Here is a 25,841-nt window from a genome sequence, read left to right as displayed (position 1 = left end):
GGTGCCCGCCTCAACCATCCGGTTGATGGGCAAGGCGCCGGGCACCGCTGAACATGACGACTCCCTTCCTGCACTGGAGTCGCATCATGAGTTCAACGTCCGACTGGATCACCGTAGGCGCCCTGGCCGATGGCTTCGCTCCCGAGGGCTTCGTGTTGCCGGCCAACGCCGCGCTGCAAGGCCGCCACCTCACCCTGCATTTCGCCAACGGTTGGCGCATCGAACATCGTTTCACCGCGGAGCGCCTGGAATGGCACCTGGAGAACGGCGGCGGCGAGGCCAGCTATCGGGCCACCACCCTGAGGCCAGAGGTCTTTCTGGTGGACTTCATCAAGCGCGAGAACGACCAGGACTGGTCGGTGACCCTGGTGCTGGACCTGCCCAACCAGGCCTTCACCGCTGTGCTCGGTCGGCTACCTACCCTCGCCGCCACCCGTGAAGGCCTCTATGCCCGGGCCCTGGCGGGTCAGTCGCTGACCGGCGTCGAGGTGGAGATTCTGCACGGCAGCCTGGATCGACCCTGGCAGGACGGTGCCTGCCCGCACGCGCCGACCCGGGAGCTGGTCGGGCTGCGCAATCTCTATCGCTACAGCCCGACCGAGGTCTATGAACACATTTATCTCAACGAGAACTTCTATACCTGGCAATGCCTGCAGGGCGTGGAAGGCGGCCTGACCGACACCGATCGCTGCCACTACTACCGCATCGCCGAGCACCTCTATCTGTTCGTCTGGCGCGAGAAGATCGTACCCACCCTCGGCGTGCTGCTGATCGACCTCGACCAGCACCGTAGTGATGGCAAGATATGGGGCTATAGCGATGCCGACTGCCAGGCCTGGAGCAACTTCCCGGTCGCGTCCCATTGCCAGGTGCTCAACCGCACCGAGTACCCGGCATGAGCGGCCGGGTGGTGGTCATCACCGGTGCCGGTACCGGCATCGGCGCCGCCTGCGCCCGGCGCTTCGCCAGCCAGGGCGATCGGGTGGTGCTGATCGGTCGGCGCCGCGAACCCCTGGAGCGCCTGGCGGGCGAGATCGGCGGGCTGGCCTTGAGCGGTGACGCCGCCGATCCCGACGCCTGGCTCGGGCTGACCGCCGACATCCAGCGGCAGCTTGGCGGAATCGACGTATTGATCGCCAACGCCGGCGGCCATGGCCTGGGCAGCGCCATCGATACCTCCCCGGAAAATTGGGCGGCCGCGCTGCGCAGCAACCTCGACAGCGCCTTCTTCAGCGCCCGCGCCTGTCTGCCAGCGCTCATCGAGCGGCGCGGCAACCTGGTGCTGGTGGCGTCCATCGCGGCCCTGGTCGCCGGCCCCGAGGTATGCGGCTACACCACGGCCAAGCACGCCCTGCTCGGCCTGACCCGCTCCCTGGCGCGGGACTACGGCCCCCTGGGGGTGCGTGCCAACGCCGTCTGTCCGGGCTGGGTACGCACGCCCATGGCCGATGCCGAGATGCAGCCGCTGATGCAGGCCCACGGCGAGGATCTGGACGCCGCCTATGCCCGGGTCTGCGCCGACGTCCCCCTGCGTCGCCCTGCCGCGCCCGAGGAGATCGCCAGCGTCTGCGCCTTTCTCGCCTCCGCGGAAGCCGCCATGGTCACCGGCACCCTGCTGGTGGCCGATGGCGGCGCCTCCTGCGTCGACCTGCCGACCCTGGCCTTCACCCGCCTGGGAGACGCCTGACATGAGCCTTTTCGATTTCCGCGAGCGCCAGGTGCTGGTCACCGGTGGCGCCCAGGGCATCGGTCGGGCGCTGGTCGAAGGCTTCGCCCGGGCCGGCGCGCAGGTACGGATCGCCGATCTGCAGGCGCAGACGGCGGCGGCCCTGGCCGCCGAGTTGACCGCCCAGGGCCTGGCCGTGGAGGCAGCCGGCGCCACCGATCTCGCCGTACCAAACAGCGCCGCGGCGCTGCTGGCCGGTCTCGACCGGCTGGACGTTGTGGTGCACAACGCGGCCTTCTTCCCCCTCACCGATTTCGCCGCCATCACCCCGGCGCTGCTGGAGCGCACCCTGGCGGTCAATCTCGCCGCCTGCTTCTGGCTGGCCCAGGCCGCCACGCCGCTGATGCGGCGCCAGGGCGGTGGCAGCCTGCTGATCACCTCCTCGGTGACCGGCCCGCGCTTCGCCTATCCCGGTCTCGCCCACTACGCCGCCTCCAAGGCCGGGGTGAACGGCTTCATCCGCGCGGCGGCCCTGGAACTGGCGGCGGACCAGATCCGCGTCAACGGCGTGGAACCCGGGATGATCCGGACGCCGGCGCTGGACAACCTGGGGGACGACGCCAATGCCGCCCATATCGCGAGCGGCGTCCCGCTCAGGCGCCTGGGCGAGCCGCAGGACATCGCTGCCGCCATGCTCTTCCTGGCCTCCGACGCCGCACGCTACATCACCGGCCAGACCCTGGTGGTGGATGGCGGCGCCGGTCTGGCGGAGGTACGACCGGGCCCCTGATCCACACACCCATCGCTGGCAGAGCGCGTCAAGGCAGGCGGCAGTCAGAGGCAAGCCCGCGCCGAGCCGGCCTGCCTAAGCTGCCCCATCGCCGCTCGACCGGCTCAATGACAACTACAAGGACATTGCCATGCCTACCACTGCCCTCCTCGCTCCGCTCGACCGCGTCACGGCCTTTCTCGATCAGGTCCATGGCAGCTTCATCGACGGCCGGACCGTCACCGGCGCGAACGACCTATTCGAGGTGCTCGACCCGGCCACCGCCCAGCCCATCTCCCGCACCCATCTGGCCGATGGCGCCACCGTGGACCGCTGCGTAGCCGCGGCCCGGGCGGCCTTCGACAGCGGCAGCTGGAGTCGCCTGCGGCCGGCCGATCGCGAGCGCATCCTGCTCAGGTTCGCCGACCTCGTCGAGCAGCACGGCGAGGAACTGGCCCAGCTGGAGACCCTGGAACAGGGCAAGTCCATCCATATCGCCCGCGCCATCGAGGTCGGCGGCAGTGTCGAATACATGAGGTACATGGCGGGCTGGGCGACCAAGCTGGAAGGCCAGACCCTGGACGTCTCCATCCCGGTACCGGCTGGCGCCCGCTACAACGCCTACACCCGCCGCGAGGCCGTAGGCGTGGTGGCCGGCATCGTGCCGTGGAATTTCCCGCTGATGATCGCCCTGTGGAAGGTCATGCCGGCCCTGGCGGCGGGCAATTCCATCATCATCAAGCCCGCCGACGAGACCCCGTTGACCGCGCTGCGGGTCGCGGCCCTGGCCATCGAGGCCGGGATACCGGCGGGGGTGTTCAACGTTCTCATCGGTCGCGGCGCCGAGGCCGGGGCGGCGCTGGTCGCCCACCCCGGTGTCAACAAGGTGTCCTTTACCGGCTCCACCGCCGTGGGCAAGCAGGTGGGCATGGCCGCCCTGCAGAACATGACCCGCTTCTCCCTCGAACTGGGCGGCAAGAATCCCATGCTGCTGCTGGACGACGCCGACCTGGAGAAGGCCGTGGGCGGCGCCCTCATGGGTGGACTGCTCAACCAGGGGCAGGTCTGCGCCGCGGCGTCGCGCTTCTTCGTGCCGCGCCGATTGCACGCGGCCTTCCTCGAAGCCCTGAGCGCCGCCGTGGGCGGCATGACCCTGGGCGCGGGCCTGGATCCCAACGCCCAGATCAATCCGCTGGTCTCGCGCAAGCAGCAGCGCAGCGTGCTGGATCATCTGCAGCAGGCCCGGCAGCAAGGCGCGAAGGTCACTGTGGGAGGCGCCGCGCCAGACCTGCCCGGCTTCTTCGTGCAACCGACGGTGCTGGAGGTGAACGCCGAGATGAGCGTGGCCCAGGAAGAGGTGTTCGGTCCGGTACTGTCGGTGCTGGCCTACGATGATCTGGATGAAGCCGTGCGCCAGATCAATGCCAGCCACTATGGCCTGACCGCGAGCATCTGGAGCAACGACCTCAGCCGCACCCTGGACCTGATCCCGCGCATCGAGGCAGGCACGGTGTGGGTCAATAGCCACGTCCCGGTGGACCCCAATCTGCCCTTCGGCGGCTACAAGCAGTCCGGCATCGGGCGCGAATTCGGCCGCGGCGCGGTGGAAGCCTTCACCGAACTCAAGTCGGTCTGCATCGCCTACTAGGCAACAAGCACCCGCGCGCCGCGGTAGTCTCGCGGCGCCATACCAAATTGTTGCTTGAAGGCACGACTGAAGTGGGCCGCATCGCTGAATCCCCAACGAAAGGCGATCTCGGTGATGGGCAGATGATCCTGGCTGCCATCGCGCAAATCGGCCGCGCAGCGTGCCAGGCGGCGATGGCGAATCCACTCGCTGATGCCCATGGCATCTTCCGCGAACAGCCGGTACAGCTGCCGCAGGGACACGCCGATGCCCTCGGCGACCTGAGCCGGTGAGAGGCTGGTCTCGTGTAGCCGTTCCAGGATGAAGGCTTCCGCGCCACGGCGCTGTAGGGCAGACGGCTGCTGGGCCAGAGCCGCGGAAGCCGACTCGGCAGTAAGCGCCGGTCCGAGTAGCGCCAGGATCACCTCCTGCAGCGCCCCCTGCTCATCCGTGCGCACTGGCACGGCGCCCTCGGCGGCCAGCAGTTCGCGATAGAAGGACAACAGCGTTCGGCCGCTCAGGGTATGTCGCGCCACCTTACCGAAGGTCAGCTGCTCGCCCGCCAGGTGGGCCAGCACCTCGCGGCGGGGAAGGTGCAGCGACAGGTGTTCGATCAGCCCCTGAGGCTCGACCTCGAAGTCAGCCGCCGAGTCGACCAGCGCCAGGTCGCCCGGTTCCAGGGCCAGGGTACGATCGAACTGATGGACGAGGGAGCGACCGCTCCCCTGCAGCACCAGGAAGCAATGGCGGTCGCCATCCTGGGCGCCTGCGGGGAGGCGCCGCGCGATGCGGGTGGCGTTGGTGCGAATCTGCACCTGCTCCAGTCCGGCCAGGCAACCTGGCCTTACCTGGCCGATGAACAGCGCGCCGCCGAGGCCGCGCTCGGCCTGGAAGCGCGCGCCACAGGCGCCGTGCAGGCTGTGCAGCCAGCCATCGAAGGTATCGCCAGAAGCCGTGCCTGTGTCCATGCCGGGTCTCCCAAGAGCGTCATGCGGTCTAGATAGTTAACATATTATCGATCTGATCCCAAGGGCCAATCCTGGCCGCCGATCCGCTATGAAAAGTACAAGGCGTGGTGCGGAAAAGCCATTCAGTCGCGGCAGGCGGCCGGCGATGCTGGGGTCAGTCGCCTGGAGCGAACCCACAACAACAAAGAGACGGAGTCCTGCCCGCCATGAAACCCGAAGACTATCGCGCCGAAGCCAATCGCCCCCTGACCGGTGCCGAATACCTCGCCAGCCTCAGGGACGACCGCGAGATCTACATCTACGGCGATCGCGTCAAGGACGTGACCACCCACCCGGCCTTTCGCAACGCCGCGGCCTCCATGGCCAAACTCTACGACGCCCTGCACGACCCGGCCACCAAGGAGAAGCTGTGCTGGGAGACCGATACCGGCAACGGCGGCTACACCCACAAGTTCTTTCGCTTCGCCCGTTCCCCCAGCGACCTGCGCGAGCAGCGCGACGCCATCGCCGAATGGTCGCGACTGACCTACGGCTGGATGGGCCGCACCCCGGACTACAAGGCCGCCTTCGGCAGCGCCCTGGGTGCCAACCCGGAGTTCTACGGGCGCTTCGAGCAGAATGCCCGTACCTGGTACCAGCGCATCCAGGAATCCTGCCTCTATCTCAACCACGCCATCGTCAATCCGCCCATCGACCGCGACAAGCCGGTGGATCAGGTCAAGGACGTGTTCATCTCGGTGGACGAGGAAGTCGAGGGCGGCATCATCGTCAGCGGCGCCAAGGTGGTGGCCACCAACTCCGCCCTCACCCACTACAACTTCGTCGGCCAGGGCTCGGCGCAGTTGCTGGGCGACAACACCGACTTCGCGCTGATGTTCATCGCCCCGATGAACACCTCCGGCATGAAGCTGATCTGCCGGCCCTCCTACGAGCTGGTGGCCGGCATGACCGGCGCACCCTTCGACTATCCGCTGTCCAGCCGCTTCGACGAGAACGACGCCATCCTGATCATGGACCGGGTGTTCATCCCCTGGGAGAACGTGCTGATCTACCGCGACTTCGAGCGCTGCCGGCAGTGGTTTCCCCAGGGGGGGTTCGGTCGGCTGTTCCCCATGCAGGGCTGCACTCGGCTGGCGGTCAAGCTGGACTTCATCACCGGCGCCCTGTTCAAGGCCCTGCAATGCACCGGCTCCCTGGAATTCCGCGGCGTCCAGGCCGCCATGGGCGAAGTGGTCGCCTGGCGCAACCTGTTCTGGTCGCTGACCGACGCCATGCACGGCAACGCCAGCGAGTGGAAGAGCGGTGCCTGGCTGCCCAGCGCCCAAGCCCTGCAGGCTTATCGGGTGCTCGCGCCCCAGGCCTATCCGGAGATCAAGAAGGTCATCGAGCAGGTGGTGGCCAGCGGCCTGATCTATCTGCCCAGCGGCTCGCGGGACCTCAAGGACCCGATGCTGGACAAGTATCTCGCCACCTACTGCCGCGGCTCGGCCGGCATGGGTCACCAAGAACGCATCAAGATCCTCAAGCTGCTGTGGGATGCCATCGGCACCGAATTCGGCGGGCGTCACGAGCTGTACGAGATCAACTACGCCGGCAGCCAGGACGAGATCCGCATGCAGGCGCTGCGCCACGCCCAGGGCACCGGGGCGATGAAGCAGATGACCGACCTGGTGGAGCGCTGCATGGCCGACTACGACCTCGACGGCTGGACCGTGCCGCATCTCACCAATCCCGACGACATCAACATGCTCGATCGCATCCGTCAGTGAGGAGCTCGCCCATGAACGCGCTCACCCCCGTGCAACAGGCCTTTCGCAACGCCATGGCGGCGCTGTCCGCTGCGGTCAACGTCATCACTACCGATGGTCCAGGAGGGCGCTGCGGCATCACCGCCACGGCGGTCTGCTCGGTCACCGACAGCCCACCCACCCTGCTGGTCTGCGTCAACCGCAGCAGTGCCATGAATGCCGTGTTCAAGACCAATGCGCGGCTGTGCGTCAACGTCCTGGCCGGCGAGCACGAAGAGGTGGCGCGGCACTTCGCCGGCATGACCGGGGTGGACATGGACGAGCGCTTCGCCCGGCATGCCTGGGGCCGGAGCGCCCAGGGACTGCCGCTGCTGGAGGATGCTCTGGCCAGCCTGCAGGGCCGCATCGTCGAGACCCAGGAGGTAGGCACCCATTCGGTGTTCCTGGTGGAACTCGACGAGATCGCCACCCGTGAACACTGCACCGGCCTCGTCTACTTCGGCCGCCACTTCCACCAGTTGCAGCCGGTGTCGGCGGCCTAGCAAGAACGCCGGCCGTTCGCTACCGCAGCGCGATGCCGCTGGCGGTAGTCGCCCGGAGTGGCCCCGGCCTGGCGGAGGAAGAAGCGACTGAAGTAGGCCGGGTCCTTGAAGCCGAGGCCGTAGCAGATCTCGTTGGCCGAGGCGCCGGTGAACACCAGCAGGCGCTTGGCCTCCTGCATCAACCGGTCATGGATCAGCCGCTTGGACGGCAAGCCGCCGATGCGGCGGCAGCTGTCGTTGAGGCGCGCCTCGGTCACCCCGAGTCGCTCGGCATAGCGCGGCAGCGGCCAATGCTCGGTGTAGTGGGCTTCGATGAGCTCGTTGAAACGACGAAAGACCAGGAGGTCTTCATGACGAACGGATTGGGCGGCGCGCGAGCGCGGCGCCAGGCGCAACAGGCTGATGAACAACAGCCGCGCCAGGGCTCTCAGACTGCTCGGCTGGGCCGGGCGCGGCGCCTGGGTCTCCAGCCGCAAGAGCTCGAACAGCGCGGCGAGGCGGTCGGCCTCCTCGCGATCGAGGCCGGTCAGGTCGCCCAGGGGCACGCACAGCGGCTGGAACGGCGTCCCCGGCGACAGCTCGGGCGCCTCGTCCAGCAGCGTCCAGACCAATTGCTGACGCACCGTGAGCACATGGCCGTCGCTACCTTCTTCCGTGGTGAAGGCATGGGGCACCGGCGGCGGCGTCAGGAAGAACAGCGGTCCCTCCTCCTCGTAATGCTGGTCATCGAGAAAGACCCGCACCCGCCCACTGGCGACGTAGTGCACCTGGAAGAAACGGTCGTGGCGATGGGCGCGCATGTTGCGGCCAAAGAACTCGGCGAGGTTACCCAGGGCGTCGTAATGCACCTCGGCGTCAGCGTAGCGCTGATCGTAGACCTCGCCGATATGGATGTTGGGAATGGGCAACAGCTGCGGCGTGGCGCGGGGCATGGCAGGCCTTCTTGTGGTTGTTCGGGAAGCTTAGCGGAGCCACCGACCCTTGACGATCATTAACATCTTAACTATATCATTAACATATTAATAAATACGGCCAGCAAAGCCGTTCGGGAGAGACCATGACCCCAGCCCTACCCACCCCCAGCGGCACCTTGTTCGGTGTCGCGCTCAACTACCGGGGCCTGCTCGACAGTCGCCTCGCCGAATTCGGTGACAAGCCCTACCTCAAGCCGCCGCAGCGTCCGGTGCTGTTCATCAAGACGCCCAATACCCGCAATGGCCATGAGGGTTCGGTGACGGCGCCGGCCGGCGAACGCCTGCAACCCGGTCCGGCGCTGGGGATGGTGATCGGTCGCCGCGCCAGCCGCGTCCAGCCCGCCGACGCTCTGGACCACATCGCCGGCTACCTGGTGGTCAACGAATTCAGCCTGCCCGAAGACAGCTACTACCGCCCGGCGGTAAAGGCCAAGTGCCGCGACGGCTTCTGTGCCCTGGGTGACCAGCTGGTGCCACGCGACGCCGTGGCTGCGGTCGAGGACCTCACCCTGCGCCTGCTGGTGAACGGTGAGGTGCGCCAGGAAAACACCACCGCCAACTGGGTCCGCGGCCTGCCGCAACTGTTGGCGGAGATCACCGAGTTCATGACCCTGGACGTCGGCGACGTCCTGATCACCGGTACCCCGGAAGGCCGGGTGGACGTGGTCCCGGGGGATCGGGTGGAGGTGGTCATCGACGGCATCGGGCGGCTGGCCAACACTGTGGTCGCGGAGGTGCGTCCATGAAACATGCGCGCATCCGCCACCAGGGCGCCGTCCTGCAGGTCACCTTGGACGACGAGCTCAACATCCGCCTGCCCAATGGCGAACGCCTGTCTGCTGATGCCGTGGAGTGGCTGCCGCCGGCTACCGGCACCATGTTCGCCCTGGGCCTTAACTACGCCGACCACGCCCGTGAGCTGGCCTTCACCCCGCCCACAGAGCCGCTGGCCTTCATCAAGTCAACGGGCACCTACACCGGCCATAACCAGGTGACATGGCGTCCGGATGGCGTCGACTACATGCACTACGAGTGCGAACTGGTGGCGGTGATCGGCAAGCCGGCGCGCCACGTCAAGCGCGCGGACGCCTTGGACTACCTGGCCGGCTACACCGTCTGCAACGACTACGCCATCCGCGACTACCTGGAGAACTATTACCGCCCCAATCTGCGGGTAAAGAACCGCGACGCCACCACCCCTGTTGGCCCCTGGATCATTGACGTCGCCGACGTCCCGGACCCGGGCAATCTGCGGCTGCGAACCTGGATCAACGGCACCCTCACCCAGGAGGGCACCACCGCCGACATGATCTTCGACATCCCCTACCTCATCGAATACTTCTCCAGCTTCATGACCCTGCAACCGGGCGACATGATCGCTACCGGCACGCCCGAAGGCCTGGCCGACGTGGTGCCGGGGGATGAGGTGGTGGTGGAAGTGGAAGGCGTGGGCCGCCTGGTCAACCGCATCGTCAGCGAAGCCGCTTTCTTTGCCAACCCGGCTTCGGCCAAGCACACCAAGGGAGTCTGAACATGATCAAGCACTGGATCGACGGCCGCGAAGTCGAGAGCGCCGAGTCCTTCACCAACTACAACCCGGCCACTGGCGAAGCCCTGGGCGAGGTCGCCAGCGGCGGCCCGCGCGAGATCGACCAGGCGGTGGCCGCGGCCAAGGCAGCCTTCCCCAAGTGGGCCGCCACCCCGGCCAAGGAACGCGCTCGGTTGATGCGCAAGCTGGGCCAACTGATCGACCAGAACGTGCCCAACCTGGCCGAGCTGGAAACCCTGGATACCGGTCTGCCGATCCACCAGACCAAGAACGTGCTGATCCCCCGCGCCTCGCACAACTTCGAGTTTTTCGCCGAGGTCTGCACCCGCATGGACGGCCACAGCTATCCGGTGGACGACCAGATGCTCAACTACACCCTGCACCAGCCGGTGGGGGTCTGTGGCCTGGTCTCGCCGTGGAACGTGCCGTTCATGACCGCCACCTGGAAGACCGCGCCGTGCCTGGCCCTGGGCAACACGGCGGTGCTGAAGATGAGCGAACTCTCGCCGCTGACCGCCAATGAACTGGGACGCTTGGCGCTGGAAGCCGGCCTGCCGCCGGGCGTGCTCAACGTGGTCCAGGGCTATGGCGGCACCGCCGGCGATGCCCTGGTCCGCCACCCGGACGTGCGCGCCATCTCCTTCACCGGCGGCACCGCCACCGGCCGCAAGATCATGCAAACGGCGGGTCTGAAGAAGTACTCCATGGAGCTGGGCGGCAAGAGCCCGGTGCTGATCTTCGCCGACGCCGACCTGGACCGCGCCCTGGACGCTGCCCTATTCACCATCTTCTCGCTCAATGGCGAGCGCTGCACCGCCGGCAGCCGGATCTTCATTCAGGAAGACGTCTACGACCAGTTCGTGGCCGAGTTCGCCGCGCGCGCCAAGCGCCTACTGGTGGGTGATCCCCAGGATCCCAAGACCCAGGTCGGCTCTATGATCACCCAGGCGCACTACGACAAGGTCACCGGCTATATCCGCATCGGCCTCGAAGAAGGCGCAAACCTGCTAGCCGGCGGCCTGGAGCGTCCGGCCAATCTGCCCGCGCACCTGGCCAAGGGGCAGTTCATCCAGCCCACGGTGTTCGCTGACGTCGACAACCGCATGCGCATCGCCCAGGAGGAGATCTTCGGTCCGGTGGTCTGCCTGCTCAAGTTCAAGGACGAAGCCGAGGCGCTGCGCCTGGCCAACGACACCGACTATGGCCTTGCCTCTTATGTCTGGACCCAGGACATCGGCAAGGCCCACCGCCTGGCCCAGGGCATCGAGGCCGGCATGGTGTTCATCAACAGCCAGAACGTGCGCGACCTGCGCCAGCCCTTCGGCGGCGTCAAGGGCTCGGGCACCGGGCGGGAAGGCGGCGAATACAGCTTCGAGGTCTTCACCGAGGTGAAGAACGTCTGCATCTCCATGGGCAGCCATCACATCCCCCGCTGGGGCCTTTGATCGTCAAACCCAGCGCCTAACCATCACCCGGGGTCGCCTGCCGCCCCCGGTCGGGAGAACAACATGGGCACCCTCGCACTCGCCGCCAAGATCACCCACGTCCCCTCCATGTACCTGAGCGAACTGGACGGCCCGCGCAAGGGCTTTCGCCAGGCCGCCATCGATGGCCATCGGGAGATCAGCCGTCGCTGCCGCGAACTGGGCGTCGACACCCTGGTGGTTTTCGATACCCACTGGCTGGTCAACGCCAACTACCACATCAATTGCGGTCCGCACTTCAAGGGGCTCTACACCAGCAACGAGCTGCCGCACTTCATTGCCAACATGGACTACGAGTTTCCCGGCAATCCGGCGCTGGGCAAGCTGCTGGCGGAGAGCGCCAATGCCCTGGGCGTGGAGACCATGGCCCACGATGCCACCACCCTGGCGCCTGAGTACGGCACCCTGGTACCGATGCGCTACATGAACGCCGATCAGCACTTCAAGGTGATCTCGGTCTCGTCGCTGTGCACCTCCCACTACCTGCACGACAGCGCTCGCCTAGGTTGGGCGCTGCGGCGCGCGGTGGAAGACCACTACGACGGTACCGTCGCCTTTCTTGCCAGCGGCTCGTTGTCCCATCGCTTCGCCCAGAACGGCCAGGCACCGGAATTCGCCACCAGGATCTGGAGCCCCTTCCTGGAAACCCTGGACGAGCGCGTGGTACGCATGTGGCAGGACGGCGACTGGGCGGAATTCTGCGGCATGCTTCCGGAATACGCCGCCAAGGGCCATGGCGAAGGCTTCATGCACGACACCGCCATGTTGCTCGGCGCCCTAGGCTGGAGCGACTACGACGGCCAGGTCGAGGTGCTGACGCCCTACTTTGCTGCCTCCGGGACCGGGCAGATCAACGCCCTCTTCCCGGTCACCGCACAGACCGGCGCCGCCATCCCCCGGCCCCAGGCCAGCATCCCCGCCAACATCCCCAACAGCAGCCGCCTTTGATGGCGACACGGAGGCCTTCGCCATGCCCCATCTGACCCTGCTCTACAGCCCCGATCTCGAGGGCACTGCCGAGCTGCCCGCGCTCTGCCGGGTCCTGGCCGACACCCTGCTGGCCCAGCGCGACCCGGCTGACAAGGCCATCTTTCCCACCGGCGGCGTGCGGGTGCTGGCCTATCCGGCGGCCCACGCGGCCATTGCCGATGGCCAGGGCGACTACGGCTTCCTCTACGCCAATCTGCGCATGGGCGCCGGGCGCGCACCAGAGCTGCACCGCCAGGTCGGCGACGCCCTGCTCGCCACCCTGGAGCAGCACCTGGGCGCCCTGCTGGAGCAGCGCCCGGTCGGTATCACCCTGCAGATCGACGAAAGCCCCGGCCAGGTCTACGACGGCAAGCGCAGCAGCCTCCACCCGCTGTTCCGCTAACCCGCCGAGCACGGCCTACAACAACAATAACGACGAGGTCTCCCATGCCCCAGGCGTTGGATCTTCCTGCCCCCGCAGCCCAGGCGACAACGCCCTATCGCCGCATAACCTGGCGCCTGCTGCCGCTGCTGCTGGTCTGCTATCTCTTCGCTCATCTGGATCGCATCAACATCGGCTTCGCCAAGACGCAGATGAGTGCCGATCTGCACTTCAGCGATACCGTCTACGGCTTCGGCGCCGGACTGTTCTTCATCGCCTATGCGCTCTGCGGCGTGCTTAGCAACCTGGCACTGGAGCGTGTCGGGCCGCGACGTTGGATCGCCACCCTGATGGTGGTCTGGGGCCTGCTCTCGGCCGGCATGTTCCTGGTGCAGACGGCGTGGGCCTTCTGCCTGCTGAGATTCCTGCTCGGCGCGGCCGAAGCCGGCTTCTTCCCCGGCATCCTAGTCTATCTGGCGCGCTGGTTCCCAGCCCGGCGCCGCGGTAGCGTCACCGCACTGTTCGCCCTGGCGGTGCCCCTGGCCGGCGTGCTCGGCGGCCCCCTGTCCGGTGCCCTGCTCGAAGCCTTTCGCGAAGGGCCGTTGCTGCGCGGCTGGCAGTGGATGTTCCTGCTCGAGGGCCTGCCGGTGGTCCTGCTCGGCTTGCTGGTACTACGCGCCCTGCCCGATGGCTACCAGAGCGTCCGTTGGCTGGACGAGCGCCAGAAGGCCCGCTTGCACGAGGACTTCGCCCAAGAGGAAGCCGGCAAGCCGGTGACCTCCGCCGCCGGCCTACTGCGCAGCGGCCACCTCTGGCTACTGGTGGCCATTTATTGCGCGGTGATGCTGGCGGTTAACACCCTGGCCTTCTGGATGCCGGCGCTGATCCACGGCGCCGGCATCGGCAGCGACGGTCAGGTCGGCCTGCTCAGCGCCCTACCGTACCTGGCGGGTTGCCTGTTCATGCTCGCGGCCGGCCGCTCCTCCGACCACCATCGCGAGCGCCGCTGGCACCTCTGCGTGCCCTTGCTCATGGCCGCCTTGGGCCTAGCCATGGCCAGCCTGCTGCCCCAGGCGGCCTGGCCGGTGATGCTCGGCCTGGTGCTCGCCGGCATGGGCGCCAGCGCCGCCCTGCCGCAATTCTGGCAACTGCCTCCGGCCTTTCTCGGCCAGCGCACCTTGGCCGCCGGCATCGGCCTGATCAGCTCACTGGGCAGCATCGCCTCCTTCGGCGCGCCCTTCTTCATCGGCTGGATGCGCGACGCCACCCAGAGCAGCGCACTGGCGCTGCAGGTGCTCGCCGTGCTCATCGCGCTCGGCGCCCTGCTGGTGCTGCGCACCCCCGCCCATCTCGTCAATCCTCAAGGACACTAAGCCATGCTCGACACCGCCTTCCTCCACGCCGCCGCGCGCCGCCTCGACCAGGCCGAGCGCTCCCGCGAACAGATCGGCCAGCTCTCCCTGGAGCGACCCGAGATCACCCTTGACGACGCCTACGCCATCCAGCGTGCCTGGGTCGAGCAGAAGATCGCCGACGGCCGTAAGCTGGTGGGCCACAAGATAGGCCTGACCTCGCGCGCCATGCAGGTCTCGTCCAACATCAGCGAACCCGACTACGGTGCGCTGCTGGACGACATGTTTTTCGACGAGGGCACCGACATCCCCTTTCACCGCTTCATCGTGCCGCGGGTGGAGGTGGAGCTGGCCTTCATCCTCGGCAAGCCGCTGCGTGGCCCCAACTGCACACTGTTCGACGTGCTGGCTGCCACCGACTACGTGATCCCCGCACTGGAAATCATCGACGCGCGCATCCAGCAGGTCGATCCCCAGACCCAGCTCACGCGCAAGGTGTTCGACACCATCTCCGACAATGCCGCCAACGCGGGGGTGGTCCTGGGTGGCAAGGCCGTGCGCCCCCACGACCTGGACCTGCGCCGGGTTCCGGCCATCCTCTATCGCAACGGGGTCATCGAGGAATCCGGCATCTCCGCCGCGGTACTTAACCATCCGGCCAAGGGCGTAGCCTGGCTCGCCAATAAGCTGGCCGGCCACGACGTCACCCTGGAGGCTGGCCAGATCATCCTTGGTGGCTCCTTCACCCGTCCGGTGGCGGCGCGGCCTGGCGACACCTTCCACGTCGACTACGACCAACTCGGCAGCATCGCCTGCCGCTTCGTCTGAGGAGCGCCCATGGACCTGCCGCTGAACACCTTCAAGCAACGCCTCAAGGGCGGCGAACCCTTGATCGGCCTCTGGGTTGGCCTGGCCGATGCCTACGCCGCCGAATTGGCCGCGACCCTCGGCTACGACTGGCTACTGCTCGACGGCGAGCACGCGCCCAATGATCTGCGAAGTTTGCTCGGCCAGCTGCAAGCGGTAGCGCCCTATCGTAGCCAGCCCATCGTGCGCCCACCGATAGGCGATGCGGTGCTGATCAAGCAGTTGCTCGACATCGGCGCCCAGACCCTGCTGGTGCCCATGGTGGAGTCCGCCACCCAGGCGCGGGAGCTGGTACGGGCCATGCGCTATCCGCCTGAAGGCATTCGCGGCGTCGGCAGCGCCCTCGCCCGCGCCTCGCGCTGGAACACCGTGTCCGACTACCTGAATCGCGCCGAAGAGCAGCTCTGCCTGCTGGTGCAGGTGGAGAATCGCGCGGGCCTTGCCGCCCTGCCGGAGATTCTGGCAGTCGAGGGCGTCGACGGCGTCTTCATCGGCCCCGCTGACCTCAGCGCGGCCCTGGGCCATAGAGGCAATCCAGGGCATCCCGAGGTACAGGCCGCCATCGAGACGGCCATCGGCCAAATCGTCGCCCGCGGCAAGGCCGCCGGCATCCTCAGTGCCGACCAAGGCCTCGCTCGGCGCTACCTGGAACTGGGCGCGAGCTTCGTTGCCGTGGGCGTGGATACCAGCGTGCTGGTCAAGGGGCTGCAGACCCTGCTGGCAGCCTTCAAGGACGTGCAGCCCGTGGCAGGCGGTGGCGTCTACTAGAGGTCCTGCGCGGATTCGGCGGGCGGCGTCACCCCGCCTTCCGGCTCGATCCGCTTGAGTTCTTCGAGCAGACCGATCAGCGTCCCGAGCTTTTCTTCGCCGAATTGTTCGAGGATGCGCTGATAGTTCGCCTCCATGCCGCCGGCCATGGCGGCAAAGCAGGCCTCGCCCTGGGCGGTCAGCTTGACGTGTACCCGTCGGGCATCCCGGGCGTTGCGATAGCGCTCCACATAACCCGTCTGCTCCATCCGCACCAGCACCCCGGACATGCTCGGCTTGAGGATGCAGGCCTGATTGGCCAGTTCGTGCATTTCCGTATCGCCACGCTGCTTGAGCAAGCGGATGACCCGCCACTGCTGCTCGGTAAGGCCATGCTGATTGAGCAATGGCCGGAAAAAGGCCATGGCGGCTTCGCGTGCTTGCAGCAGGGTCAGAGTCAGGGAAACGCGGGGGGTCAACATCGATGGGCTCGGCGGCGAAAGAGGCTCAATCGTACACGCTGCGCGAGCCCCGGACCCAAGGGGTTTTGCCAGGCCTTGAGCATAGTCGACTCTCATCGTTGCAATCGGCCTTGAAAAGGGTCGCTCCTGGAATCGCTCTGGCCGCGCAATCGACTCGGTTGCCAAGCGTCGAACAAGCGGACATGGCCTTTTCACCAAGTCCCTGCGGGACCCTGAGGTCTTCGCGGATGGTTGATACAGGCCTCCGATACCACGCTTACTCCCTTACCATCAAGACGAGGAGCCGGTCCGCGAGCGGCAATACTTCTGATCAAGAATAAGTAGCGACACTTTCTCAAATACCGCATCCGCTCCGTACGAATGGAATGACGAAGAATGGATGCTGATCGACTCGCCATCACCCTAGCTACCGCAGAACGCCTGGATCCTGCCGTAACAGACACTTCACCAGTCATTCGAAGAATCGCTAGAGAGGGTTTATCACGTACCCAGGCATTCAAATACGCATCGCAAAAACCTTTACTGGAGCAACTTAGCCTTATTCCGCTAAGTTCCAGTTAATCGTCACCACGGCACTAGGCCACTATAAATTTAATATCTGTCCATCCGAAAGACTGATCATTGACGTCATTAACCCGTCATTGGTCCTCGCTAGCGTCGCACGCTAGCTTCTTCGCAGGAGCTTTCAGATGTTCAAGAATTTCCGCATTGGCACTCGCCTCATCGTGTCCTTCATCGCCGTGGCGTCCATCAGCCTGCTGGTGGGATTGGCGGGTCTGAGCAACAGCAGCCAGATCAACGATCTGGCGACCCAGCTTTATCAAAACGAATTGCTCGGGCTTTCGTACATCAAGGAGGCCAACCTGAATCTCGTTTTCATCGGTCGCGCACGCAGCAACTACCTGCTGGCGACCAGTGATGAAGACCGCCGTCGCGCCCAGGCGGAGGTCAAGCTGGGCCTCGCCAACGTCAGAGACAACCTCGCCAAGGCCCGACCGCTGTTCAGCAGCGAGGCCTCGGCGACCAACTTCCGGCAGATCGACGAATTGCTCGGCAGCTACACCTCGCAGCTGGACCAGGCGATGACGATCGCGGGCACCAGGGCGCTGCGTGACGCCGACCCGGAGCTGGACAACCAACTGGCCAGCGTCCGCCGTTATGGCGATCAGGTCGGCGTGTTGATGACCGAGCTGTCCAAGCGCAAGGAGCAGAACGCCAGCGACGCCAACGATCTCACCGACCAGATCTATGCCCGCAGTCGAGTCATGCTGATCGGCCTCATCGCGGTGGGTGTGGCCTTTGGCATCCTGCTCGGTTTCCTGATGAGCCGCAGTATCACCCGCCCCCTGCGCGCCGCGGTCGCGATCGCCGATCGCCTGGCCGCCGGCGACCTCACCCAGCGCATCGAGGCCGAGGGCCGTGACGAGACCGCGGCCCTGCTCCGCGCCATGGGCGGCATGAACCAGCGCCTGGGGCAGATCATCAGTGACGTCCGCAGTGCCTCCGATGGCCTGGCCAGCGCCTCGGAAGAGATCTCCGCCACCGCCCAGAGCATCAGCCAGGCCAGCACCGAGCAGGCCGCCTCGGTCGAGGAGACCAGCGCCAGCGTCGAGCAGATGTCGGCCTCCATCGCCCAGAACACCGAGAACGCCAAGGTAACCGACGGCATGGCCGGCAAGGCCAACCGCGAGGCGAACGAAGGCGGTCAGGCCGTGAGAGACACCCTGGTGGCCATGAAGACCATCGCCGCCAAGATCGGCATCATCGACGACATCGCCTACCAGACCAATCTGCTGGCACTCAACGCGGCCATCGAAGCGGCGCGCGCCGGTGAGCATGGCAAGGGCTTCGCGGTGGTGGCCTCCGAGGTGCGCAAGCTGGCGGAACGTAGCCAGGTGGCGGCCCAGGAGATCAGTAATGTCGCCCAGGGCAGCGTGGCCCTGGCCGAACGCGCCGGCTCGCTGCTGGACGACATGGTGCCCTCCATCAGCAAGACCTCCGACCTGGTGCAGGAGATCACCGCCGCTTCGGAAGAACAGAGCGCTGGCGTCGACCAGATCAACAGCGCCATGCTGCAACTGAGCCAGGTGACCCAGCAGAACGCCTCGGCCTCCGAGGAACTGGCCGCCACCGCCGAAGAGATGAGCAGCCAGGCCGAGCAGTTGCAGCAACTGATGGAGTTCTTCGTCCTGAACGGCGCCTCGTCCACGCAACGCTTGGCGCACCCCGCTACCAAGGGGTCGGAACCGGGCCTGGCCAAGCGAGCCGCAGCGCGGGTCGACAGCTCCCGGCACACGACCCAAGGTCGCGTACCCACTGGCTATGCGCTTTTCGAGGAGCCTGCCTGATAGCGAGCCGACCCTGGCGAAGGTGTTCACCCCTGGGTGAGCATCTTCAGCTGCAGGACGCTTCACGGGAGCTGTCAAGCCTGCCCTATCATCCCTGCACTGCAGGGATCGGCGAAACAACGGGTACGCCTACAAAACCTCAGCTGCGTAGGCCGAGAAACTCCTGCAGTCGCAGCGCTATCAGTCTGACCTCCGCCTTTTCGGAGAAACCGACCCGTGGCCAGTCATAGCGGCTGTCACATTCGGTGGCATGGCCGCTGTCGGCTTTCAGCTGCTTGAAGAAGTGTCTGGTTTCAACGATCCCTCGACCCGCCCTTCTGGCATGGGATTCGACGTCGAAGGCAATCTCGCCCAGATTGCCCTCCGCCAGACCCGCAGCGGGCCGGTACAGGAAGAGCTGGCCGCGTTCGGCCTTTACACAGCGAAAGCCCTGCCCGTTTTCCATTTCGTACAAGGCGCCGTAGATATCCGTGAGCAATCTTCTGGCCGTCTCGAACACATACCCATCCATCTATCCAGCTCCCTGCTTTTCGGCAAAAGATCGCGGCAACACCGGTATGGGCGCGGATCATAGAGAACCCTAGCAGTCGTTCAGGAATTAACTCCCGACGGAAACATCCCTTCACAGTTGCCAGATATGGATAGATAGGCGAATCAGATCCTGGCCACGCAGTTTCCCGGCCCACAGGGCTAAGGAACGTCTTGACGAAGGACACGACGATGCGCCGTACCTGTCTCAGGATCCTGTGCAGACCTCGACAAGTCGCGGTAGGAATTAATGATCAACCAGGCTTTCGCCGTGGACTCCACCGCGTGGCGGGCAGGCATCTCAGCGGGCCATCGACAGGCCCGCGCCTGATGCTGGAGCGGCCCTAGCCCTTGAAACCCTTGCCCACCAGATAGACCTCACGCGAGCGGGGACGCGAGGCTTCGGGCTTGCGGATCGACACCTTCTCGAAGGAGGTGCGTACGTCCTTCAGAAAGACATCGGAGCCTTCGCCCTGGAACACCTTGACCACATAGTTGCCGCCCGGCTTGAGCACCTGGCGCACCATGTCGAGGGTCAGCTCCACCAGGTACATCGCCGCCGCTTGGTCGGCCGCCGCGACGCCGCTGATGTTGGGCGCGATGTCGGAGACGATCAGATCGGGCTGCCGGCCATCGAGCACGCCGAGGATCTTTTGGAAGACAGCATCGTCGGTGAAGTCGCCCTGGACGAAGTCGACGTTGTCGAGGGCTCCCATCGGCAGGATGTCGGTGGCCACCACGCGGCCCTTTTCGCCGACGATGCCCCCGGCCACCTGCGACCAGCCACCCGGAGCCGAGCCCAGGTCCATGACCAGCATGCCCGGGCGGATCAGCTTGTCCTTTTCGTTGAGCTCGATCAGCTTGTAGCTGGAGCGCGAGCGCAGGCCGTCTTTCTGAGCGCGTTTGACGAAGGGATCGTTGACGTGTTCATCCAGCCAGCGACGGCTGCTTTTGGATCTTTTCATGTTGGAGCTACCACGGGAAAGCGGGTGAGAAGCGGACGCACGCCAGGTCTGGCCGGCCGCGAAGTGGCGGCGATTATAAGCCGATAACGCCCCGGGACGAATCAGGGATCGCCCGGGTGACCGCCAGACCGCCCAGAGGCGCGCCCATCGTCCCAGCCTGACAGCGCCGGGGCCGCCGGGTACAATCGCCGCCCCACCCCTTCTCGTCCCTTCCTTTGCCGGAGTCACCGGCCAGGATTATTGTCATGATTCGCATCAACGAACTGTCGCTGCCGCTTGATCACACCCCCGCCGAACTGCGCCAAGCCATCCTCGGCCGCCTGAACCTGCGCGACGCCGATCTCCTGAATTTCACCGTGTTCAAGCGCAGCTACGATGCGCGCAAGAAGAACAGCGTCATCCTGTTCATCTATATCATCGACCTGGAAGTGCGCGACGAGGCGACGGTGCTGGCGCGCTTCGCCAATGACCTGCACGTACGGCCCGCACCGGACACCGGCTACTACCCGGTCGGCCAGGCGCCGGCGAATCTGACCGAGCGCCCGCTGGTGGTGGGTTTCGGCCCGTGCGGCCTGTTCGCTGCCCTGCTGCTGGCCCAGATGGGCTTCAAGCCCATCGTGCTGGAGCGCGGCAAGGAGGTGCGCAGCCGCACCAAGGACACCTGGGCGCTGTGGCGCAAGAAGGTGTTGACGCCCGAATCCAACGTGCAATTCGGTGAAGGCGGCGCCGGCCTGTTTTCCGACGGCAAGCTCTACAGCCAGATCAAGGATCCGAAGTTCTACGCCCGCAAGGTGATGCACGAATTCGTTCGCGCTGGCGCGCCGGAGGAGATCCTCTACGTCAGCAAACCGCATATCGGCACCTTCCGCCTGACCGGCGTCGTGGCAGCCATGCGCGAGGAAATCATCGCCCTCGGCGGCGAAGTCCGCTTCGAAACCAAGGTGACCGATCTGGTGATCAACGACGGTCAGCTCGAAGGCGTGGTGCTGGCCAATGGCGAGACCCTGCACAGCCGCCACGTGGTCCTCGCCCTGGGCCACAGCTCCCGCGACACCTTCCGCATGCTGCATCGCCAGGGTGTGTTCATCGAGGCCAAGCCCTTCGCCATCGGTTTCCGCATCGAACATCCCCAGGGCATGATCGACGAGGCCCGCCTGGGTAAATACGCCGGCCACCCCGAGCTGGGCGCCGCCGACTACAAAGTGGTGCATCACGCCAAGAATGGCCGCGCCGTGTACAGCTTCTGCATGTGCCCCGGCGGCACCGTGGTGGCCGCCACCTCCGAGCCGGGCCGCGTGGTCACCAACGGCATGAGCCAGTATTCGCGCAACGAACGTAATGCCAACTCCGGCATCGTGGTGGGGATCAATCCCGAACAGGACTTCCCCGGCGATCCGCTGGCCGGCGTCGAGTTGCAGGAGCGCCTGGAATCCCGCGCCTACGAACTGGGCGGCAGCGACTATTCCGCGCCCGGCCAGCTGGTCGGCGACTTCATTCGCGGCGTGCCCTCCACCGCATTCGGCGAGGTGGAACCCTCCTACAAGCCGGGCGTGCGCCTGGGAGATCTGGCGCCGTCGCTGCCGGCCTATGCCATCGAGGCCATCCGCGAGGCGCTGCCCGCCTTCGGCAAGCAGATCCGCGGCTTCGATCGCCCTGACGCCATCCTCACGGGCATCGAGACCCGTACTTCCTCGCCGGTGCGTATCACCCGCGACAACGACAGCCTGCAGAGTCTGAATCTGCGCGGCCTCTACCCGGCCGGGGAAGGCGCTGGCTACGCAGGCGGTATCCTGTCCGCAGGCGTGGATGGCATCAAGGTGGCCGAGGCCCTGGCCAGATCCATGCTGTCGCAAGGCGACGAGCAGGACGTCCCGCTGGTCCGGGCCGCTGGCTGATGAAGCTCGACGACCTCAAGAAGCTCCACCAGAAGAAGTACCGCGCCGAATTCGGCCACTTCCTGGTGGAGGGCGAGCACCTGGTGCTGGAGCTGCAAAAGGCCGCGCTACAAAATTCCCCGCTGCAGCGCGCCGAGCTCTATGTGACGACTGCCTATGAGCACTGGCAGAGTCCGTTCCGGACGCACCTGATCAGTGACCGGCAGATGGCGCAGCTGGCCGACACCAAGACCCCGCAAGGGATCCTGGCGGTGGTGCCGATGCCCGCCGCCCTGACGGTCGCACCGGCAGCCGTCGAGGGCGAGCGCGCGGTCTATCTGCACGAGATCCAGGACCCGGGCAACCTGGGCACCATCCTGCGCACCCTGGCCTGGTTCGGCGGCTTTCGCTGCCTGCTCAGCCCTGGCAGCGTCGACCCCTACAATCCCAAGGTGGTCCGCGCCAGCATGGGCGCCATCTTCCACACGCCGCTGGAGCTGGATGTCGCACTCGACGGCCTGCAGGAGCGCTTCCCGCGCCTTGCCTGCCTCGATATGCAAGGCACGCCGGTGCAGTCAGCCCAGTTCAAGGCCTTCGATTGCTACCTGTTCGGCAACGAGGCCCGCGGCGTTCCCCGCGAGCACCTCGCGGCCCTGAATGCCCAGCCCTTCACCATCGGCGGCGCGGGCGCCATCGAATCGCTGAATCTGGCGGCGACGGTGAACATGTGCGTCTATGAGTTGAGTCGGTAGCGGCATCGTTCATTTTGGATTACGAAAGCGCGCGCGATTTGCGGCTCCATCGAGCTGAACAGTCCCGCGCGCACCCGGTCCGTATGGGAACGACCACCGGGAGAATCGACGATGACGACAACCAGCAACCTCTTGTGGGGCGCCTTGGCTATTGGCGTGGTGACAGGCATGCGCAGCATGCTGGCGCCGACCATGGTCAGCCAGGCGCTGGCCGAGCGTGCGGACATAGAGGGCGCGGGCGAACCTGCACGTACCCTAGCGTCGCGCCAGGTACGGCGCTACGTGATGCCCCTGGCCGCCGGTGAGCTGTTGGGCGACAAGATGCCCTTCGCCCCGGATCGCACCATTGCGCCATCGCTGCTGGTCCGTGCCCTATCCGGCGGCATCAGTGCGGCAGCGCTCGCAGGTGCGCGGCGACAACCGATACTGCTGCCCGCATTGATCGGCTCCAGCGCCGCCTGTCTTGCCGCCAAGGTGGCGATCGATCTACGCAAGCGCTACGGCACCAATGCCTGGGTCAATGCGGGTCTTGGCCTGGCCGAGGACTGCTTGGCCGTGTCGCTGGGCAACGCCGGGTTGCGTCGAGCCCTGCAGGATCGCTAGGACAGAAGTCGCACGCCGCTCGCCCTTCACGCTGCCCGGCAGGCCGCGCACGCCCTATCTACCTCAACATGAGCGAGTGCGAACATCGCCGGGCATGAAGCGTCCAGAACCCCGCCGGAACTCCTACCGGAACTCCTATTAGACATCGCGATCAGAGTTGGCATGAGTGCTCCAACCCTCATTGACTTCAGCCCTGCCAGAGAGCGGGGCTTTTTTTGCCTGTCGTCCAAGGGGTGAGCAAGGCTGTCGAGTGCCACCTATGAGGGTGCCGGCACGGCATGGTAAGACACCTCTTTCACCACGAGAAAATCGCCATGCGCCATCTGTTGCTACCGCTACTCCTAGCACCCGCGATTCTGCTTAGCAGCCCCGCCTTCGGCCAGCAGGCGCTGGAAACGGATAGCGACTACCTCCAGCACCGGGCAGCCTCGTTGAGTGAGCGGATAAACCTTGCCGTCAAGGGTCACCAGGTGTCCAAGCAACAGGCAGCACGTTTGCAAATGGCCGTAGGCCAGGTGCAGACACGTGCGGGGCATCTACAGGCTCGCGACGGAACGATCAGCCGGCCGGATGCCGATGCCATGAACCAGACGCTTACCGACGTTGAAAGAACGCTTACCCATCAGCCGTGATGGATAAGGCAGATACATGTTCTCCCAAGACAGATCTCCAATGTTCCTCAGCAGCCTCCATGGCCGCCGCTGACGTGACATTGTTGGCGCCCTTACCGCTGCGTACATCAGTCCGGTAGGGTCCCTAGACTTTCGAGAGCGAGCATCTGTCCATCTTCAGAGCTTCGTACTGTCTGGCGGCAGCTCGTCTGGCTAGTCAGGATCGTGCTCTTCGTCGAGGTGCCGCCGGTGAGCGACTAGCGACTAGCTGCGGTGATTATCATGTTTTGGTAATTCAACTGGGACGCGAATGCAGCACAGCGAGGCTGATCTGCACCAAAAGCATCTCGAGGCCGGCTTCTGATCGATGACTGATCAACTCTTCTCCCTTCTCGGTTTGTGCCTCCCCGGCCCTCGTGATCATGAAACGATAAAGCTCGATAGGTTCGTTGGTGACCGCGTTTCGGATCAAGACAATGCAGGCAATCTTTCCCTCGTCGTCGTGGGAAAGCGGGTGAGTAATGATTTCGAAGAATCGGCCAAGCACAACGGCCTTGAAACGATCTTCAGTCGCCTGAATGTGCGTCCAGACTTCAGCGACGTCTTCACCGCCCGCAAGATCGGCCATGATGTCGAAATACCTGGCCGTATGCGCCTTGGCCCGCCTGAGGTCCTTTCCGAACGATGCAAGCATCTGAACGCCAGCGATGTAGTCTTTGCCTACCGATTCCATGGACAAGCTCCTGGTTATGAAAGAGGAAGCTGGGACGGGTATAGAGACAGTGGGTCGAATGTTCTTCTTTCGGACCTGCTGCGCACGGGAAAGACTCCCTGTCCCCTTTGCACCGACAGGTGCCTGCCACCTCGAGAACACGCCTGGAAAGCACCGGAAAACCGCGGCCCGGACAATGTGCAGGGCCAGCGATCCCGCGTTGCGACGCCATGTTGCATGCAGGTACCGCGGATCAGACACAACGGGGGCGGGATCGGGGTCATTACCCGCTCTCCATCGGCTCGACCTGAGCCTGGATGCGAAGCGCGTCCGTCCCAGCCAACCACCGCTTTGACCGCTCTGCTGGAGCGGTCGGCTATTCGCCCACGCCGTTCGCAGCGCGGCGTCGAACGCCATTGGCCATCGAACTACCTCGTGACTCGTCTCCGCGACTCGAACAAATCGCCCTGCAGATAGGCTGAAGCGAACTGCGCAGCGTCGGCGAGACCTTTCGGCAGCAGGGTGCCGTAGTGCCTGGAACCTGTCGGAAAGCGCTGTAGTCATGACGCCGCATGGCAGAACGGCCGGGTCGTCTGTCGCCCGGAGTGCGCACCCGGCGTGGCCGCTGCCCGGTGCCGTCCCTGCATGCTTTCCACTTGCACCAATAACATCAACTAGCCGTACGGATAGTATCCGCAGGGATATCACTTGCGTCGTGCATCACGTCCTGCCGCATGGATCGCCAACGGCGCGGGGTATGACCGGCAAGCCTTGCGAAGGTCCGACAGAAGTGGGACTGGTCGGAAAAGCCGCATTCCAGAGCCACGTAGGCAACGGAAAGATCTGTCTCCACCAGCAGACCCTTGGCCTTGTCGATTCGGCAGGCCAGGGCCCACTCCTGAGGGGATACGCCCGTGGCTTTCTTAAAGGCGCGGGAGAAGTGACTACGCGAGAGCGAGCAGCTTTTCGCGACTTCCGCGACCATCAGCCGGCTGCTGTCGCCCTGGTCCTTGCCCAGTAGCTCCTTCGCCTTTCGTTCCTGCCAGGGTGCCAGCGCGATACGTGCCTGTGGTTCACCTTCAGGCCGCGCGTAGTGCTGCAAGAGGTGACCGCACAGCTCTCGCCCGGCTTCCAGCAGGCGCCGCGTCTCCACTGCGCAGGCATTCTCCAGGGCGTCCTTGAGCAAGTCGACCAGTTGGTAGGTCTCGGCGTCCAGGGCGCGGGCGTGAGGCAAGTAAGAGCTGGGCATGAGATCTCTCCTGAAACTGATGGAGAGAGCGTGCCGGACATCGCGCGGCGCTGCCCTTTAGCCGATGTGAAAC

Annotated in this window: 26 protein-coding genes; 19 read left to right on the top strand and 7 right to left on the bottom strand. The window is 65.4% G+C overall.

Going from position 1 to position 25,841, the window contains the following annotated elements; genetic code table 11:
• Positions 1-86: 86 nt before the first annotated feature.
• From NRG74_RS04620 to NRG74_RS04605, 4 genes are all read left to right on the top strand, one after another.
• Entirely contained in the window at positions 87-899 is an 813-nt protein-coding gene (locus NRG74_RS04620; protein ID WP_064308549.1) for a molybdenum cofactor biosynthesis F family protein, read from the top strand.
• Positions 896-1,687: an SDR family NAD(P)-dependent oxidoreductase gene (locus tag NRG74_RS04615; RefSeq protein WP_017641359.1), complete on the top strand. Its 792-nt coding sequence runs from the start codon at positions 896-898 to the stop codon at positions 1,685-1,687. Before NRG74_RS04620 ends, NRG74_RS04615 begins: the two co-directional genes overlap by 4 nt.
• Before the next feature lies 1 nt (position 1,688).
• Entirely contained in the window at positions 1,689-2,456 is a 768-nt protein-coding gene (locus tag NRG74_RS04610) for an SDR family oxidoreductase (protein ID WP_064308550.1), read from the top strand.
• A gap of 130 nt (positions 2,457-2,586) precedes the next feature.
• A complete protein-coding gene (locus NRG74_RS04605; RefSeq protein WP_257705832.1) occupies positions 2,587-4,083 on the top strand; it encodes an aldehyde dehydrogenase family protein in 1,497 nt (498 codons plus the stop codon).
• Here NRG74_RS04605 and feaR read toward each other — a convergent pair.
• Positions 4,080-5,030 (bottom strand): transcriptional regulator FeaR, encoded by a 951-nt coding sequence (gene feaR / locus NRG74_RS04600; protein WP_257705831.1) that lies wholly within the window; start codon positions 5,028-5,030, stop codon positions 4,080-4,082. The genes NRG74_RS04605 and feaR overlap by 4 nt on opposite strands.
• Positions 5,031-5,236: 206 nt before the next feature.
• Between feaR and hpaB the strand changes: the two genes are divergently transcribed.
• Positions 5,237-6,799: a 4-hydroxyphenylacetate 3-monooxygenase, oxygenase component gene (gene hpaB / locus NRG74_RS04595; protein WP_017641363.1), complete on the top strand. Its 1,563-nt coding sequence runs from the start codon at positions 5,237-5,239 to the stop codon at positions 6,797-6,799.
• Between the two features lie 11 nt (positions 6,800-6,810).
• Positions 6,811-7,320 carry a 4-hydroxyphenylacetate 3-monooxygenase, reductase component gene (gene hpaC, locus NRG74_RS04590; RefSeq protein WP_160922713.1) on the top strand — a complete coding sequence of 170 codons (510 nt, stop codon included), beginning with the start codon at positions 6,811-6,813 and terminating at the stop codon, positions 7,318-7,320.
• On the opposite strand, the gene hpaA is transcribed toward hpaC, so the two are convergent.
• Positions 7,317-8,252, bottom strand: a complete 936-nt coding sequence (hpaA, locus tag NRG74_RS04585) for a 4-hydroxyphenylacetate catabolism regulatory protein HpaA (RefSeq protein WP_257705830.1) — start codon at positions 8,250-8,252, stop codon at positions 7,317-7,319. The genes hpaC and hpaA overlap by 4 nt on opposite strands.
• Positions 8,253-8,377: 125 nt before the next feature.
• On the opposite strand from hpaA, the gene NRG74_RS04580 reads away from it, so the two are divergent.
• The 8 genes from NRG74_RS04580 (at position 8,378) to hpaI (ending at position 15,665) form a co-directional block, all read left to right on the top strand.
• Positions 8,378-9,040, top strand: a complete 663-nt coding sequence (locus NRG74_RS04580; RefSeq protein WP_257705829.1) for a fumarylacetoacetate hydrolase family protein — start codon at positions 8,378-8,380, stop codon at positions 9,038-9,040.
• Positions 9,037-9,825, top strand: a complete 789-nt coding sequence (locus tag NRG74_RS04575; RefSeq protein WP_257705828.1) for a fumarylacetoacetate hydrolase family protein — start codon at positions 9,037-9,039, stop codon at positions 9,823-9,825. The genes NRG74_RS04580 and NRG74_RS04575 overlap by 4 nt, the downstream gene beginning before the upstream one ends.
• Before the next feature lie 2 nt (positions 9,826-9,827).
• Positions 9,828-11,288 carry a 5-carboxymethyl-2-hydroxymuconate semialdehyde dehydrogenase gene (gene hpaE / locus NRG74_RS04570; protein WP_257705827.1) on the top strand — a complete coding sequence of 487 codons (1,461 nt, stop codon included), beginning with the start codon at positions 9,828-9,830 and terminating at the stop codon, positions 11,286-11,288.
• 63 nt (positions 11,289-11,351) lie between these two features.
• Complete coding sequence (gene hpaD, locus NRG74_RS04565) at positions 11,352-12,275, top strand: 3,4-dihydroxyphenylacetate 2,3-dioxygenase (RefSeq protein ID WP_257705826.1); 924 nt, start codon at positions 11,352-11,354, stop codon at positions 12,273-12,275.
• A gap of 22 nt (positions 12,276-12,297) precedes the next feature.
• Positions 12,298-12,699 carry a 5-carboxymethyl-2-hydroxymuconate Delta-isomerase gene (locus NRG74_RS04560; RefSeq protein ID WP_257705825.1) on the top strand — a complete coding sequence of 134 codons (402 nt, stop codon included), beginning with the start codon at positions 12,298-12,300 and terminating at the stop codon, positions 12,697-12,699.
• A 44-nt stretch (positions 12,700-12,743) separates the two neighbouring features.
• Complete coding sequence (locus tag NRG74_RS04555; RefSeq protein ID WP_257705824.1) at positions 12,744-14,051, top strand: MFS transporter; 1,308 nt, start codon at positions 12,744-12,746, stop codon at positions 14,049-14,051.
• Between the two features lie 3 nt (positions 14,052-14,054).
• On the top strand, positions 14,055-14,858 hold the full coding sequence (gene hpaH, locus NRG74_RS04550; RefSeq protein ID WP_257705823.1) for a 2-oxo-hept-4-ene-1,7-dioate hydratase: 804 nt from the start codon (positions 14,055-14,057) through the stop codon (positions 14,856-14,858).
• Positions 14,859-14,867: 9 nt separating this feature from the next.
• Complete coding sequence (gene hpaI, locus NRG74_RS04545) at positions 14,868-15,665, top strand: 4-hydroxy-2-oxoheptanedioate aldolase (protein ID WP_257705822.1); 798 nt, start codon at positions 14,868-14,870, stop codon at positions 15,663-15,665.
• On the opposite strand, the gene hpaR is transcribed toward hpaI, so the two are convergent.
• Positions 15,662-16,126, bottom strand: coding sequence for a homoprotocatechuate degradation operon regulator HpaR (hpaR, locus tag NRG74_RS04540; RefSeq protein ID WP_017641374.1), 465 nt, complete (start codon positions 16,124-16,126; stop codon positions 15,662-15,664). The two genes, hpaI and hpaR, sit on opposite strands and share 4 nt — an antisense overlap.
• A gap of 689 nt (positions 16,127-16,815) precedes the next feature.
• On the opposite strand from hpaR, the gene NRG74_RS04535 reads away from it, so the two are divergent.
• Entirely contained in the window at positions 16,816-18,474 is a 1,659-nt protein-coding gene (locus NRG74_RS04535; protein WP_257705821.1) for a methyl-accepting chemotaxis protein, read from the top strand.
• 139 nt (positions 18,475-18,613) lie between these two features.
• Here NRG74_RS04535 and NRG74_RS04530 read toward each other — a convergent pair whose 3' ends face one another.
• Together NRG74_RS04530 and rlmE are read right to left on the bottom strand one after the other, a co-directional pair.
• On the bottom strand, positions 18,614-18,985 hold the full coding sequence (locus NRG74_RS04530; RefSeq protein WP_093252156.1) for a hypothetical protein: 372 nt from the start codon (positions 18,983-18,985) through the stop codon (positions 18,614-18,616).
• 361 nt (positions 18,986-19,346) lie between these two features.
• Positions 19,347-19,967 carry a 23S rRNA (uridine(2552)-2'-O)-methyltransferase RlmE gene (gene rlmE, locus NRG74_RS04525; RefSeq protein ID WP_017641377.1) on the bottom strand — a complete coding sequence of 207 codons (621 nt, stop codon included), beginning with the start codon at positions 19,965-19,967 and terminating at the stop codon, positions 19,347-19,349.
• 245 nt (positions 19,968-20,212) lie between these two features.
• Between rlmE and NRG74_RS04520 the strand changes: the two genes are divergently transcribed.
• The 4 genes from NRG74_RS04520 (at position 20,213) to NRG74_RS04505 (ending at position 23,828) form a co-directional block, all read left to right on the top strand.
• The gene (locus NRG74_RS04520; protein ID WP_184287349.1) at positions 20,213-21,862 is read left to right on the top strand and encodes an NAD(P)/FAD-dependent oxidoreductase; all 1,650 of its coding nucleotides are present in this window, start codon (positions 20,213-20,215) and stop codon (positions 21,860-21,862) included.
• Positions 21,862-22,593: a TrmH family RNA methyltransferase gene (locus NRG74_RS04515; RefSeq protein ID WP_257705820.1), complete on the top strand. Its 732-nt coding sequence runs from the start codon at positions 21,862-21,864 to the stop codon at positions 22,591-22,593. Before NRG74_RS04520 ends, NRG74_RS04515 begins: the two co-directional genes overlap by 1 nt.
• 111 nt (positions 22,594-22,704) lie before the next feature.
• The gene (locus NRG74_RS04510; protein WP_160922723.1) at positions 22,705-23,196 is read left to right on the top strand and encodes a DUF4126 domain-containing protein; all 492 of its coding nucleotides are present in this window, start codon (positions 22,705-22,707) and stop codon (positions 23,194-23,196) included.
• A gap of 314 nt (positions 23,197-23,510) precedes the next feature.
• The gene (locus NRG74_RS04505; protein WP_093252168.1) at positions 23,511-23,828 is read left to right on the top strand and encodes a hypothetical protein; all 318 of its coding nucleotides are present in this window, start codon (positions 23,511-23,513) and stop codon (positions 23,826-23,828) included.
• Positions 23,829-24,102: 274 nt separating this feature from the next.
• Here NRG74_RS04505 and NRG74_RS04500 read toward each other — a convergent pair whose 3' ends face one another.
• Together NRG74_RS04500 and NRG74_RS04495 are read right to left on the bottom strand one after the other, a co-directional pair.
• Positions 24,103-24,540, bottom strand: a complete 438-nt coding sequence (locus NRG74_RS04500; RefSeq protein WP_257705819.1) for a hypothetical protein — start codon at positions 24,538-24,540, stop codon at positions 24,103-24,105.
• A gap of 649 nt (positions 24,541-25,189) precedes the next feature.
• Positions 25,190-25,768 carry an AraC family transcriptional regulator gene (locus NRG74_RS04495; protein ID WP_017641383.1) on the bottom strand — a complete coding sequence of 193 codons (579 nt, stop codon included), beginning with the start codon at positions 25,766-25,768 and terminating at the stop codon, positions 25,190-25,192.
• Positions 25,769-25,841 lie beyond the last annotated feature (73 nt).

The sequence above is a fragment of the Pseudomonas oryzihabitans genome, from assembly GCF_024652905.1.
Classification (GTDB): Bacteria; Pseudomonadota; Gammaproteobacteria; order Pseudomonadales; family Pseudomonadaceae; genus Chryseomonas; species Chryseomonas benzopyrenica.
The sequence above is the reverse complement of the archived record's forward strand: the minus strand, read 5'-3'. Positions and strand labels throughout refer to the sequence as shown.

Excerpts from the sequence above, each read along its gene's own strand:
- NRG74_RS04560 (WP_257705825.1), top strand. The coding sequence starts at position 12,298 with ATGCCCCATCTGACCCTGCTCTACAGCCCCGATCTCGAGGGCACTGCC.
- hpaH (WP_257705823.1), top strand. The coding sequence starts at position 14,055 with ATGCTCGACACCGCCTTCCTCCACGCCGCCGCGCGCCGCCTCGACCAG.
- NRG74_RS04515 (WP_257705820.1), top strand. The coding sequence starts at position 21,862 with ATGAAGCTCGACGACCTCAAGAAGCTCCACCAGAAGAAGTACCGCGCC.
- hpaR (WP_017641374.1), bottom strand. The coding sequence starts at position 16,126 with ATGTTGACCCCCCGCGTTTCCCTGACTCTGACCCTGCTGCAAGCACGC.
- rlmE (WP_017641377.1), bottom strand. The coding sequence starts at position 19,967 with ATGAAAAGATCCAAAAGCAGCCGTCGCTGGCTGGATGAACACGTCAAC.
- NRG74_RS04500 (WP_257705819.1), bottom strand. The coding sequence starts at position 24,540 with ATGGAATCGGTAGGCAAAGACTACATCGCTGGCGTTCAGATGCTTGCA.
- NRG74_RS04510 (WP_160922723.1), top strand. The coding sequence starts at position 22,705 with ATGACGACAACCAGCAACCTCTTGTGGGGCGCCTTGGCTATTGGCGTG.
- hpaE (WP_257705827.1), top strand. The coding sequence starts at position 9,828 with ATGATCAAGCACTGGATCGACGGCCGCGAAGTCGAGAGCGCCGAGTCC.
- feaR (WP_257705831.1), bottom strand. The coding sequence starts at position 5,030 with ATGGACACAGGCACGGCTTCTGGCGATACCTTCGATGGCTGGCTGCAC.
- NRG74_RS04505 (WP_093252168.1), top strand. The coding sequence starts at position 23,511 with ATGCGCCATCTGTTGCTACCGCTACTCCTAGCACCCGCGATTCTGCTT.
- hpaD (WP_257705826.1), top strand. The coding sequence starts at position 11,352 with ATGGGCACCCTCGCACTCGCCGCCAAGATCACCCACGTCCCCTCCATG.
- NRG74_RS04555 (WP_257705824.1), top strand. The coding sequence starts at position 12,744 with ATGCCCCAGGCGTTGGATCTTCCTGCCCCCGCAGCCCAGGCGACAACG.
- NRG74_RS04620 (WP_064308549.1), top strand. The coding sequence starts at position 87 with ATGAGTTCAACGTCCGACTGGATCACCGTAGGCGCCCTGGCCGATGGC.
- hpaA (WP_257705830.1), bottom strand. The coding sequence starts at position 8,252 with ATGCCCCGCGCCACGCCGCAGCTGTTGCCCATTCCCAACATCCATATC.
- NRG74_RS04495 (WP_017641383.1), bottom strand. The coding sequence starts at position 25,768 with ATGCCCAGCTCTTACTTGCCTCACGCCCGCGCCCTGGACGCCGAGACC.
- NRG74_RS04535 (WP_257705821.1), top strand. The coding sequence starts at position 16,816 with ATGTTCAAGAATTTCCGCATTGGCACTCGCCTCATCGTGTCCTTCATC.
- NRG74_RS04575 (WP_257705828.1), top strand. The coding sequence starts at position 9,037 with ATGAAACATGCGCGCATCCGCCACCAGGGCGCCGTCCTGCAGGTCACC.
- NRG74_RS04605 (WP_257705832.1), top strand. The coding sequence starts at position 2,587 with ATGCCTACCACTGCCCTCCTCGCTCCGCTCGACCGCGTCACGGCCTTT.
- hpaB (WP_017641363.1), top strand. The coding sequence starts at position 5,237 with ATGAAACCCGAAGACTATCGCGCCGAAGCCAATCGCCCCCTGACCGGT.
- NRG74_RS04610 (WP_064308550.1), top strand. The coding sequence starts at position 1,689 with ATGAGCCTTTTCGATTTCCGCGAGCGCCAGGTGCTGGTCACCGGTGGC.
- hpaI (WP_257705822.1), top strand. The coding sequence starts at position 14,868 with ATGGACCTGCCGCTGAACACCTTCAAGCAACGCCTCAAGGGCGGCGAA.
- hpaC (WP_160922713.1), top strand. The coding sequence starts at position 6,811 with ATGAACGCGCTCACCCCCGTGCAACAGGCCTTTCGCAACGCCATGGCG.
- NRG74_RS04580 (WP_257705829.1), top strand. The coding sequence starts at position 8,378 with ATGACCCCAGCCCTACCCACCCCCAGCGGCACCTTGTTCGGTGTCGCG.
- NRG74_RS04520 (WP_184287349.1), top strand. The coding sequence starts at position 20,213 with ATGATTCGCATCAACGAACTGTCGCTGCCGCTTGATCACACCCCCGCC.
- NRG74_RS04615 (WP_017641359.1), top strand. The coding sequence starts at position 896 with ATGAGCGGCCGGGTGGTGGTCATCACCGGTGCCGGTACCGGCATCGGC.
- NRG74_RS04530 (WP_093252156.1), bottom strand. The coding sequence starts at position 18,985 with ATGGATGGGTATGTGTTCGAGACGGCCAGAAGATTGCTCACGGATATC.